Genomic DNA, 12,362 nt, shown 5'->3' with positions numbered 1-12,362 from the left:
AGTCATCATTTCTTCAGCCAATATTGGCTCCCATCAGGCTTTCTATCCAAGAATCCATATTCTATTAAGTATCTTCTCAAAAGAACATGATCATGATAAATCGCACCCAATATTTGATTGATTTCCTTTTCTTCGTATTTCCGCTCATTTTCAAAACGGTTCATAATTTCTTGGAGAATGATCAGCCTTTGTTTTTCCTTTGGCGGAAAAGACTTTAATGCATCCTGACTGCCTTTAGGGAAGTATTTTTTCAGTACAGTCACCTTTTCATCCTCAGTAACGTTATAACGATCATCGACCATCCTTGCTTTTTGATGAAGCGGGATAAATGCCGGCGCGTGTTCATCTTTATCTTTCAAAAGTTCCATCAGAGCTAAAAACAACTTAGCCTGACGCTCTTTCTCTTTCAACACAAAGCGATGGTTCCGAATCGTGGAAGGACTGCCAATTCCCATTTCCTCCTGAACCTCAGCATCATTTTTCCCTTGATAAAAAAGGCGAAGGAGACGGTTTTGATGGTCGGTGAGACCTGTAAGTTTTTTATCGAGATCAATCAAGTATTCAAAAACCGAGCTGTGCGCATGTTCAATATGAATGCGCATATACCTCTTCGCTTCATAAAGAACTCCATCTTTCGGGTATACTATCCCCTTTTCAACTGCATTTCCACACAGCAAACAAACATATTGATTCTCACCTTCGATGTACCCTTGTTTAAGCTCATCCTGAGATGCGCTCCAAAACATTTCCGCGTCCTTCATTAAACAAACACTTCCCTATAAAGTTTATAATATAATAAACATAATATTGATTTGTTTGTATTATGTCAATGTTTTTTCTGTTTTTTATAACTCCAGCAAATTATGGCCTTCTTAGTCAGAGGGGCTTTATAACATAAAGCTGATAAGGGATTCACCTTCCACTTTACGGTTCCCATGGCACTATGCCGATTTAGTATCATGAGTAATAAGCGGAATTTTCCCAATAATATGCTTTATAAACGTGAATAAGCTTTAGAGGAGGATATCTTATCGAAAGAGGAAAATGAGTCGATCCCATCGATCCATAACACCGATTTGCACATGGCATTACAACATGTATCCGAACAATTCAAAGTCTCACGATTGAATCACTTATACAAAAACAATCGATGCAGCTGAGTGAAGCTGATGAAAAAGTTCACCCGTCGAAGAATTGAATACGGCAATAATCAAAAACCGTGAAATCATAAAAAAAATCTCCAAACCTTAAATAGAATTTGATCAAAAAAAAGACATCCAAGTATGGATGCCTCAGCTGCTGACAAAATTCGATGTAAGTCGATTTTACCTACAGTTCTTTTAGCTTGTACAAATTGAACGTTGCCCCAGGCACTGCTATTCCCGCAGGAGTCTCGCACACCCGACCCAATCAACTATGTTTAAAAATTCAGATAGAAATCTTTTTGCCTACAGTTTTTTATTTGAGAAAGTTGAAGTTGATTTCAGAAATTCGCTCCCTTTCCACCGACTGTCTGCCAAGTCGCATTAAAGCAAGCACTTTTGGTGTCTCGGCTGCCAGTAATCCGGAAGTAGCGCTGTACAAATTTCTTAAATCCAGTGAGGATTACAGTTAAGACCATAAAGACCTGAGCAGTTTATCGACCTAAACCACACAATATTCGACCGTTCATGAATTTTTTTAACCCTCACCTCACTGTTCGGTCTCCGATTCCCATTTTGTCGGCGAAGGATGTTTTATGAAATTCCTAATAAAAATCCTTCGCAGAGCTCATTAAGTATTAGCTAGGCACAAATTTAAGTATTCCTTCCAGATAAACACCTTTTTCTTTTCGTTTACATTCCCTCAACTTGATTCTTCCTTCTTTTTCCAACTCCTTGGCTAATTGGACCACTTCTGTTCCATCTTCGGTTATTTCGACTGAGAAGAAATTGCCCCGAGTGGAAGTTTGAATGAACTTGAATAATCTATCTTTATTCATTTAAACATCTCCTTATTTATTACAAGTTCGACATAAATGGTCATCCACCTGCGATAAATATAAATAAAAAATTTCATGGTTAAAAGGATGCAAATCAAAATGACCCTCGTTAGCTTAAACAACCAAAAAAGTAAAAAAGCCAAAACCTTTAGAAGGTTTTGGCTTTTTAAGTTAGTGTCCCAGGAGAGATTCGAACTCCCGACCGACGCCTTAGAAGGGCGTTGCTCTATCCAGCTGAGCTACTGAGACGTTTATGATATAAGTTGCGGTAAAACTTATGTATTACCTTAACTGTTCCCTTAGGACACTTCTTATTATAGTAGGATATCAAAAGGAAGTCAACGGTTTTTCAAAAAAAGTTTTTTTCTTTTTTTAAGAACCAGGAAGCGGGGAAAAACGCTTCCTGTTCATTATACATGAAGTCATTCCATTTGATAAGCATTTCTTAGATCCTCAACGATTTTTCCTTCAAGGTCATAATAGATGATTTCAAGTTGGTCATTTCCAATCTCCAAAATGGCATAGGTTTTCTCTTTTCGTCCCCGCGGCTGCCGTATGCTTCCCGGGTTGATGAAGAGCTTGCCGTCAATCCACTCTGAACCTGGAGCATGGGAGTGACCAAAGCAAATAATATCCGCCCCTGTCTCCTCACTTTTATAAGATAGGTTCATCAAGGTCATATTTATGTTATAGAGGTGTCCATGCGTAACGAAGAAACGCTTGCCTGAGATATTCTCCACAATATCATCCGGATATGCCGAATCATAGTCGCAATTCCCGCCAACGGCCAAAAACTCCGCCATGTGAGGATCATTTCTTTCCAACTCTGAATCACCGCAATGGATCATGGCGGCGACCTCTTGTTTATGACGCTCGGCAATCATGCTGATTTCATGAGTTAAGCCATGACTGTCACTCATTATTAGCACTTTCATCGTCACATTCCTTCTTCCCTTTTTAGAAATAGATCAAGTTTTTCATCTAGAGCCCTCAATGCGTTGGCACGGTGGCTGATTTGGTTTTTTTCCTCTTTTGTCAATTCAGCGTTTGTTTTGCCCTGTTCCTCTACAAAAAAGATGGGATCATAACCAAATCCATTCGTTCCTGAGGGCTGTTCCGTGATCAAGCCTTCCATCGTTCCCGATACCGTAATCGTTTCCTGGTTGGGTGACGCTAGTGCCAAGGCGCAATAAAATCTCGCCGTCCTAGCCTCTTTTGGCACGCCTTCCAGTTCGCGGAGGACTTTTTCCGTGTTTGCTTCATCACTCTTGGCCTCTCCAGCATAGCGGGCAGAATAAACGCCTGGACGGCCCTCCAATGCATCTACAATCAATCCGGAGTCATCAGCAATGACAAAGTGGCCTAGCTGATGGGCAATGGCCTCTGCCTTCAGGATCGCATTTTCTTCAAAGGTCGTGCCTGTTTCCTCCACATCCGGGGCATCCGGTACATCGAGAAGTGTTTTGACTTCATAACCTTTAGCAGAAAATAAGCTTTCGAACTCCTTGGCTTTCCCTTTATTTTTCGTTGCAATGATTACTGTCTTCATTTCCATTTCACCCTTTTTCATTTTATCGGCACCGGAGCTCTTTTGGGGCTGAGAAAGAATTTGCTGTCATTCGTCATATGTAAAAGCCGCTTCTTCTCCAGTGCCAACGGACGGATTCAACTCTGCCTATCATGATCAACAACAGCCGCTGAATTTTCCAGATAAGTTAAGTCTAACACAACTCCCTCACCTGCAATAACCTGAAACTTATAAACTAACGTTTGTAATTTTCACTATGTTCAATATGGATATTAACTTTTATGTTATTTATTGAAGTCTTATCAAAGGAATTAATAATTTTATTATCCCACTTATTGACATGGTATCTGTATGCCTTTTCACTTATGTTAAAAAGGTCTGTATTGATTTTTTCCCCCGTCTCCAATGTCTTCAAAATATCTTGCTTAATTTTTATTTCTACCTTTTTTTCGATTTTTTCCATATCCAAGTTGTCTAAATTCTGTTTCAATATCCCATTTGCTTTAACTTCTAAATCATATAAGGGTTTCTTTTGTTGTTCCAATACTTTGATGTTTGTTTTGGGGTCCATGATTTCAACACTAACCTTTTGTTTATTCAGGGAAAAAAACATGACTGTCGCCTTATTTTCAACCCATTTCATACCAGTCAAATCTTGTTTACTTACAAACCCTTTATACTGTTGTTTTGATAAAACATAGCCGCCATTCAACGTTGGTATCTTTTTTTCTTTCCCCCTGTCTGTATAATGATGCTCATTTATTACCATAGAGGGAATTAAAATGGAACCAACCGGTTGATAATATTTCGAAACCAGTTCACTGAATTTTAACGGGGAAATGAAATAGTTTTCATTAATAACGGTCTCTGGCCTTTGAATGATCGTGAATAAGTTAGGAAGATTAAAGAAACTATCACCGTTAAACACCTTTTTAATATCCTCGTTTGTAACAAACAGCCATGAATTGTATCGCAATAATGGCTCTTTCCCTACATATTCAATGAAATCCTTCATTTTCTTATTGATTACATCCTCACTTAAAATGAAGGAGTTAACATGCCCGATATAAAGTGGCAATGCTGCATTTTGTTCCAATTCAGTAAATGCTTCTTCGATACTTTCCCCTTTACCTTTCCCAATGACAACACCAGTTTTTTCTTGTAATGCTGTGGCCCCCTCTTGTTTTGCTATATCCGCAAAATTCAATGCTTGAAAGTATAAGATGAATTCACCCTCTTTATAATCGATCCCTAGAGCGGATCCATATGTTTGAGCTTGAATTTCCTTCATTCCCCAGCAGCCTGTCGTCAATAAAAGTTGACAGCCAATTACCATGACTGCAATTAGCTTTCTCATTTGTCCGACTCCTTTTGCGATTCATTATCACTGGATTGTAGAGCTTGATTCCGCTGCCTTAACATCCCATACGGAAGCTTGAATAAGACTTTTAACATGTCCGATTTATTTGGTTTGGAAAATGGATTCACAAAAGGCTGTCCGAAACTTTCCAAGGAAACCACAACAATCAAGATAAGAAATATTCCCATGAAGAATCCAAACAAGCCTAGAAATGCTGAACATGCAAATATGAATAACCTTATAAGAACGATATTCCCAGCGATATTCTGATTGATTAGGGTATAGCTTGAGAGAACTGTAACAGCAATTACTACGAGCATGGAGGGTGAAGTCAGCCCTGCCCGAATCGCTGCATCACCTATAATCAATCCACCCAATACAGAAACCGTCGGACCAACAGCTTTTGGCAGGCGAAGACCGGCTTCTTTAAATAGTTCAAACAATATGATCATTACGAATGCCTCCAAAGAAGCAGGTATGGGTAATCCCTGTCTCGTGATTGAAATCGTCGCAAGAAGCGAAAAGGGAATTTGATCGAATTGATAGGTAACCAACGCTATAAAAAACCCCGGTAACGTAACCGTTACAAATAATGAGACTACACGAATGATGCGCATAAAACTAATGTAAAAAAAGCTTGCATGTGCGTCATCGGCAGCATAAAGTAACTGATTAATACTCGTTGGTCCGATCAAGCTTGTGGGATTCCCGTCTACCAGGATGGCAAAGCGGCCTTGATTCAAGGATTCAACAACATAGTCCGGTCGACCGATATACTCCATTAAGGGGAAAATGGAAAATGGAGTATCATATAAGAGTTCTTCAACTTGGTAACTGCTGACTATGATATCAGCCTTTAATGAATCCAATCGTTTTTTAACATCCAAAAGAATCGAGGGATTGATAATGTCATCAATATATAGCAGCAATATTTTAGTTTTACTTCTTTTCCCGATTGTATATTCTATACATTTAAGTGATGCCGTTTTTAACCTCTGGCGAATTAAAGACATGTTATCCGCTATATTCTCAACGAATCCATCCCTAGGTCCCCGAATGGAAGATTCTATATTGGATTCTTCCGGACTGCGCTTAGGGGAATTGGCTAATGGGGTATGGTAAATTTCGTTGGAAGATTCATTAATAATGATCAGGTCTCCTGAAAAAAGGATGCTTTCTACTCCGTCTTTTAAATCGGAGCCCTTTTTAAGCGTACTGATCTCCATGATATTGCTTAATTGATCAATTGTTAATTCGCCATTTTCTTGAACCGCTTTAGATATTGTAGGCAGAATCACTTCATTGATGAATGGCATATCCACTAAGTTTGGCGCATATAAAAATCCCAACAAATAAAGACCTTCATTATCAAAAGTTTTTGTTCTTAAAACAACATCGGAAGAATGTTCGAACCATTTTCGGATTTGGTCAATGTAAGAAGGAGTACCATTCAAATTTCCCTTCTTCATAATGTTTCACCTTTTCCTTTTCCCTTTTTAAAAATAATAAATAACAGTATAATTGCAGCACTAAAAAGAAACAGACTGCTTATTGGAAAGAAATATTTGTATAAAAGATTAAAAAATGAAGTAGCATCCCAATGGATTAGCGTTCCAATAACAATTAACAAATATAGTGAAAGCAGTATCCACTTCTGATGTTTTGAATTCGAGATTAACTTATAGCCTATAAATAAACATAAACTTATTCGGATCATGGCACCTGAAAGCCATTGGAAAATGGAAAGGAAATCAAGTCGAGTAATATAATAGCCAAATCTTAGCAACTTCCACTGTTCGTATGCCGGATTCCTCATTTTCACCGCTTCCACAGAACCAAATTCCGCCATCGCTCCCATGAGGGGGCCTAACGTCAGCATGATGAGGATAATACCAACCAGTAAAAGCCACTTGGCTTTTAGCTTGTTTTTCAAGTAAGGAGTTAAAAATAAAAAAACGATGATTTCTAAATATCCTGCACTCGTATACAGCATTCCATTTAGTGTATGGCGATACCCGCTTTCAAATATCGGGAACAATAATTCGTAATTCTTATTACTCGTGTTCCCCAGCCCCACAAATATCCCCAAAATAGTGACGACCGGAAGAAATAGGAGAGCCAAAGTACTTATGGTGCGTATTCCTTTATAACTTGCAAAAATACAAATAAAAGTGAATAGGCTGACGACTACGATGTTTGGAATGTCATGAGTATAATTAGCTTTTGCCCAAATCAATGTAAATTTGACGGTTATGAAGGCGTTAATTATAAAGTACAAGGCAAATGCTATCGTGAAAATATATGTAACAAAAGGTGTAGACCATTTTTTCAGAAAAGAGATTATATCTTCTTTATCTAGTTTTTTATAAATATAAAAAATAAATAGTGTCCAAACGATACATGGAACAACACTTATTATGACACCTATCCATCCGTCGCGTTGAGATGCGGATAGTATATTGGGGAGGAGCAGGACATGCACCATGAATCCTGTATTCATGATGATTAAAACATAGATGTGTAAAGCCTGAATGACCTTTTGATCCATAATATCCCCCCATCCATTACATGATTAAAAGTAATTTCCCCTTTTTAAAATTTATTTATGTAAAAACTTTCCCACAACACGGGAAATTGCCTTGGGGCGATATTAGCTTTCACTCTTTAACAGCGTGGTCATTCAATGGCGGAGGCAAAAAAAAATAAGAGGCAGCTGCGAGCTGCCTCATTGTTTTATTTCTACATATATTTAAAAACTGCCTGTGTTGACTTTCTCTGGACGGACGACTGGTTCGGATAATTTCTTACCTTCTTCATTAAGAACATCTGCGCTGCCCTGCACTTGCACTTCAACGCTTTCAATTCCTTTCTGTTCCGTCAAGGAAAGGACCAAGGCATCAAGGACCTCTTGTGATACCTTTTTCTCTTTAAAGCTTCCAAGGATATTTTCGTTAAAATTCAGGCTGACCTTACCTTCTGCCACTTTTGGCTCGTCAAGTAAAGCTACATCACTCATGAACCCTGTTTGCAGGCTAGAACCCGAAGGACTCTTCGTTAATTCCTGAATGACTGCTGTTACATTATCAGTCACCGTTTCGCTGATCCTGCGCGTCACGGGAACATAATATGTGTACTCCTCATCACCGCCTACATAATAAACGGTGAGTGCTTTGGTATTGGAAATGTCGACTACATCACTCGTATCGATATTGATTCCTGAAGACCTTGAGATATTTTCATCTATTGGTGTGCCATTGACCGGCATTTCGGAAATATCTTCCCCATTGATTCTCATTTGGATTTTATCGACCGAGTCGAATTGTGTCAGGGTCCATGTGATGGCTTGAAGGATTTTAAGTTCATCCTCTTTCTGATAGTTTTTGAATTCCGGCGAAAAGTCCGCCACAGCCACCCCGTCTTTAATGTTCACGCTTATTTGGGTATCGGCAGGAATGACGGCCCTGAACCCATTTGGAAGTTTATCCGTGACTGGTCCGTTATTGACAAGGTAATCAAGGGCTTGTTTAGCGACAGCTTCCGATTTAGGAAGTTCCAATGTCTGTGGAACCACATACCCGCTTTTATCAATTAAATATAACTCCGTCTTCACCGTTTTCGATTCTACAGCGCCTTCTTCCCCCTCTGTCGTTGGCTTTTCCTCACCATTCGTTTCTGTTTCTTTTAATGAAGATTCATCCTCGACTAATGAAACATCCTTCGGGGGATCAATTTCCTTTTTCTCTTCACCGCCAAATAATCCGCAGCCTGAAAGCCAAAAAGAAGATGCCAGAATGGTCACAGCCATTGTTACTTTTGATTTATTGGACATAAAATCACTCCTAGGACAGTTTGTACTCCTATTTATACGAGCCCTAGGGGAAAATAGACCAATTATTTTCCCTCCGATAATGGAGCTGGGCAATTTGCCCGTATTGATGCATCTTTTTCAGCTTCATCAGGATTTGGGAGACTTCCTGAATGGAACAATCAACTCCCATCCCCAAGTATAATCTGAATGCTGGATAGGATCCTTTCATGCACCTGCAGGGAAAGCGAGTCCCTCACGTTCCAATCAACGGCCACATGTACAAACCATAAAAAAACTGCAGACAAACTCCATTTTCATTAAGTTTGTCTGCAGTCTGAAACTTCCAAATGGAAGTCTTATAAGTGATCGATTTTAATTGTTTCGATGGTATTGGCATGAATACCGAGCCAGCTCGACGCGATGGAACCAAACATATCTCTTGAACCGGTTGTATAAAAGCGATGAACTGGACGGAGCTTGCTTTTATTGATTAATTTATAGTAATCCAAAATGACACTTGCCTCCCGGGCCGTCTCTTCTCCAGAGGAAATGACTTGCACTTCATCCCCCATATAGGAAGAGATTACAGGCCCCAGCAGTGGATAATGGGTACAGCCAAGGATCAGTGTATCGATTTTCGTTTTCTTCAACGGGTTCAAGGTTTGTGCCACGACCCGATTGACGATTCCCCCTTGAAACTCCCCGCTTTCTACGATTGGGACAAATTTCGGGCATGCTAAACTATCTACTTTCACATCGGAATTGATGGAAGCAAGTGCATCGTCATAAGCTTTGCTTTTTACCGTGCCTTCCGTACCGATAACTCCAATATGCAAGGAATCAGAAACTTTCAATGCCGCCCTTGCCCCTGGGTGTATGACACCCAACACAGGAATCGGAAGTATAGCCCTGATTTCATCCAATACAGCTGCAGTCGCTGTATTGCAAGCGATGATCAGCATTTTTATATCCTTCTTCATCAAAAATCTCGTCATTTGCCATGTGAAGGTTTGGACATCTTTTTTTGTCCTCGGCCCATATGGGCATCTTGCTGTATCACCTAAGTAAATTATATTTTCATTTGGAAGCTGACGCATGACTTCTTTAGCTACTGTCAAGCCGCCTACTCCTGAATCAATGATGCCTATCGGTTGTTTCAAAAAACTCGCCTCATTTTTCTTTCATTTCTTGATGTAGTTTTACTAGAATCCCTTTGAGGGACATGATGTCAGATTCGTTAAAATTGACTAACACGCCACTCAAGTACTGCCTCCGTTTATTAATCACTTCTTCGATTATCCGTTCGCCTTCTTCAAGAAGGTGAATTCGAACCACACGCCGATCCTTTTCATCCCTGACACGCTGGACAAGCTGATGTTTCTCCATGCGGTCAATCAGGTCCGTCGTTGTACTGAAAGCGAGAAACATCTTCGTGGACAATTCGCCAATCGTCATGTCCCCTGATTCAAAAAGCCATTGCAAAGCCACGAATTGAGGAATGGTAATTTTATAATCATGGAGAATTTCTCTTCCCCTTTGCTTAAGCCATGACGATACATAGCGCAATTCCTTCTCGATATCAGCTACATATGCCGCCTGCTTCTCTTCATCCATAAACACAGCTCCCCACTTCATGAAACTTATCATACTACCATTTTGGATGAAAGTGAAATGATTTTCAAGATTGATTGACTGGAATCATAATGAAACCCCACCATAAAAATAAGCAGCATCCAAAGAAGTCAAAACAACCAAATTGTTTTGCCCTTCCTTATATGCTGCCAATGAACGGGAGAGAAATTATTTATAAGGCTTACGTAGAGTTAACACATTAAAGCTTAAGTTCTCCCATACGAAGGAGTTCTATGACTGCCTGCGAACGTCCTTTAACTCCAAGCTTCTGCATCGCATTCGAAATATGGTTTCGAACTGTTTTTTCGCTAATAAACAATTCACCTGCGATTTCTTTTGTTGTTTTGTCTTGTACTAGTAACTCAAATACTTCTTTTTCTCTTTTGGTGAGTAATGGCTTATGAGTGAATTCGTTCTCCTTCAAGTAATGTTACCCTCCTTGCCTTCACCAGCATAAAACCCGGAGTGGGTGTCTATTTAGTCAAGATATAGTATGTCGGCTGGGGCAATGGAGTGACTCTTTTACTTGTCTAAATGGAAATATTTTTAGGAATGTTCCAGCACAGTATACAGCATCGAACGCTTCATGTCTTCCGTCCATGGTACCGGCTTCCCGGTGGCCTTGGACACTTGTACAATCGTCCCCCTGCCCGTTAAACAAATTGAACCATCTTGTTTAGTCCCCATATAGTGTAGGTCCACTGAAGAATTTCCGATATGGTCAGCTTTCACATGGATTGTCAATTGATCATTGAAAAACATCTGCTTAAGGTAATCACACTGTAAATTGGCAACAACCGGCATCTCACCGCATTCAGCCGAGGTCCAATCCTTCATGAACCCCATACTGTTGAAATACTCAATCCGAGCTTCCTCAAAATAAGTAAAAGGAATCGTGTTATTCAAGTGCCCAAACATATCAGTTTCCGAAAAGCGGATCTTAATCTCATGTTTAAAAGAAAAATCATTGATCCACTCCGTTATATTATCGATATATGATATTTTGCCCAACTTGTGCACACCCTTTCTGAATTGAATGACTATTCACTCATTTTATAAGAAAACAACGATAATGAAAAGGATTTTCTATTGAAAGCAGGGTAAATTATCAAGCTCACTTCACAAATCCTTCACAGTTGGCCTGGTGCCGGATTTACACTTCAACCCCAGTTATCAATCGTTTATGATTCTCTCGATTCCCAACCAAGCCTGTGTATGTAAAACAATGAAAAAAAGAACCCATATCATAAGATACAGGTTCTTTCATGTTCATGATTAAACTTCATCACTGCCGAAGAAGTTACGGAATTGTTGGATCGTAGTATCACGGTTCAACGCAGCAATCGAAGTCGTTAATGGAATGCCTTTAGGGCAAGACTGCACGCAGTTTTGTGAGTTACCGCAGTTCGCAAGTCCTCCATCACCCATGATCGTATTTAAACGTTCAGCTTTGTTCATTGCACCAGTTGGATGTGCATTGAATAAACGAACTTGTGATAATGGTTGTGGCCCAATGAAGTCTGAATTGCTGTTTACGTTCGGACAAGCTTCCAAACATACACCGCAAGTCATACATTTAGATAACTCGTAAGCCCATTGACGTTTCTTTTCTGGCATACGCGGTCCTGGTCCAAGGTTGTACGTTCCATCGATTGGAATCCATGCTTTTACCTTTTTCAATGAGTCGAACATACGGCTGCGATCGACTTGCAGGTCACGAACAACAGGGAATGTACGCATTGGTGCTAGACGAACCGGCTGCTCCAATTGATCGATAAGAGCTGTACATGATTGTCTTGGTTTACCATTGATAACCATTGAACAAGCACCACATACCTCTTCAAGACAGTTCATGTCCCATGCGATTGCTGTAGTGTGCTTGCCTTGTACCGTTACTGGATTACGACGAATTTCCATTAGGGCGGAAATTACGTTCATATTCGGACGGTACGCTAATTCGAATTCCTCATCATAAGGAGCTGAATCCGGTGTATCTTGACGAGTGATTATAAAACGGACTGTTTTAGTCTCAGATTTAGTTTCAACCATTTTT

The 12,362-nt window shown here is 39.8% G+C and carries 13 protein-coding genes and 1 tRNA gene; all 14 read right to left on the bottom strand.

The window, feature by feature from the left end; translation table 11 throughout:
* Window positions 1-5 precede the first annotated feature (5 nt).
* Window positions 6-761 carry a DUF2087 domain-containing protein gene (locus AC3WLU_RS15720; RefSeq protein ID WP_063590486.1) on the bottom strand — a complete coding sequence of 252 codons (756 nt, stop codon included), beginning with the start codon at window positions 759-761 and terminating at the stop codon, window positions 6-8.
* Window positions 762-1,780: 1,019 nt separating this feature from the next.
* Window positions 1,781-1,981 (bottom strand): hypothetical protein, encoded by a 201-nt coding sequence (locus tag AC3WLU_RS15715; RefSeq protein WP_034308956.1) that lies wholly within the window; start codon window positions 1,979-1,981, stop codon window positions 1,781-1,783.
* A 175-nt stretch (window positions 1,982-2,156) separates the two neighbouring features.
* Window positions 2,157-2,230 (bottom strand) — tRNA-Arg (locus AC3WLU_RS15710).
* Window positions 2,231-2,403: 173 nt separating this feature from the next.
* Window positions 2,404-2,916 carry a metallophosphoesterase gene (locus tag AC3WLU_RS15705; protein ID WP_057276662.1) on the bottom strand — a complete coding sequence of 171 codons (513 nt, stop codon included), beginning with the start codon at window positions 2,914-2,916 and terminating at the stop codon, window positions 2,404-2,406.
* Window positions 2,917-2,918: 2 nt separating this feature from the next.
* A complete protein-coding gene (locus tag AC3WLU_RS15700; RefSeq protein WP_048689045.1) occupies window positions 2,919-3,530 on the bottom strand; it encodes an XTP/dITP diphosphatase in 612 nt (203 codons plus the stop codon).
* Between the two features lie 214 nt (window positions 3,531-3,744).
* Window positions 3,745-4,866, bottom strand: coding sequence for a Ger(x)C family spore germination protein (locus AC3WLU_RS15695; RefSeq protein ID WP_063575537.1), 1,122 nt, complete (start codon window positions 4,864-4,866; stop codon window positions 3,745-3,747).
* Complete coding sequence (locus AC3WLU_RS15690; RefSeq protein WP_492597522.1) at window positions 4,863-6,338, bottom strand: spore germination protein; 1,476 nt, start codon at window positions 6,336-6,338, stop codon at window positions 4,863-4,865. Before AC3WLU_RS15690 ends, AC3WLU_RS15695 begins: the two co-directional genes overlap by 4 nt.
* Window positions 6,335-7,417 (bottom strand): GerAB/ArcD/ProY family transporter, encoded by a 1,083-nt coding sequence (locus AC3WLU_RS15685; RefSeq protein WP_492597521.1) that lies wholly within the window; start codon window positions 7,415-7,417, stop codon window positions 6,335-6,337. Before AC3WLU_RS15685 ends, AC3WLU_RS15690 begins: the two co-directional genes overlap by 4 nt.
* A 201-nt stretch (window positions 7,418-7,618) precedes the next feature.
* Window positions 7,619-8,698, bottom strand: coding sequence for a GerMN domain-containing protein (locus AC3WLU_RS15680; protein WP_492597520.1), 1,080 nt, complete (start codon window positions 8,696-8,698; stop codon window positions 7,619-7,621).
* Between the two features lie 335 nt (window positions 8,699-9,033).
* The gene (gene racE / locus AC3WLU_RS15675; RefSeq protein WP_048689031.1) at window positions 9,034-9,837 is read right to left on the bottom strand and encodes a glutamate racemase; all 804 of its coding nucleotides are present in this window, start codon (window positions 9,835-9,837) and stop codon (window positions 9,034-9,036) included.
* Between the two features lie 10 nt (window positions 9,838-9,847).
* Complete coding sequence (locus AC3WLU_RS15670) at window positions 9,848-10,291, bottom strand: MarR family winged helix-turn-helix transcriptional regulator (RefSeq protein ID WP_034308979.1); 444 nt, start codon at window positions 10,289-10,291, stop codon at window positions 9,848-9,850.
* Window positions 10,292-10,508: 217 nt separating this feature from the next.
* Window positions 10,509-10,733 carry a helix-turn-helix domain-containing protein gene (locus tag AC3WLU_RS15665; protein ID WP_028392149.1) on the bottom strand — a complete coding sequence of 75 codons (225 nt, stop codon included), beginning with the start codon at window positions 10,731-10,733 and terminating at the stop codon, window positions 10,509-10,511.
* 122 nt (window positions 10,734-10,855) lie between these two features.
* Window positions 10,856-11,320, bottom strand: a complete 465-nt coding sequence (locus AC3WLU_RS15660) for an acyl-CoA thioesterase (protein ID WP_057276667.1) — start codon at window positions 11,318-11,320, stop codon at window positions 10,856-10,858.
* 264 nt (window positions 11,321-11,584) lie between these two features.
* The gene (gene sdhB / locus AC3WLU_RS15655; RefSeq protein ID WP_034308984.1) at window positions 11,585-12,358 is read right to left on the bottom strand and encodes a succinate dehydrogenase iron-sulfur subunit; all 774 of its coding nucleotides are present in this window, start codon (window positions 12,356-12,358) and stop codon (window positions 11,585-11,587) included.
* Window positions 12,359-12,362: the final 4 nt, after the last annotated feature.

This window comes from Peribacillus sp. FW305-BF15 (assembly GCF_058783805.1).
The sequence above is the reverse complement of the archived record's forward strand: the minus strand, read 5'-3'. Positions and strand labels throughout refer to the sequence as shown.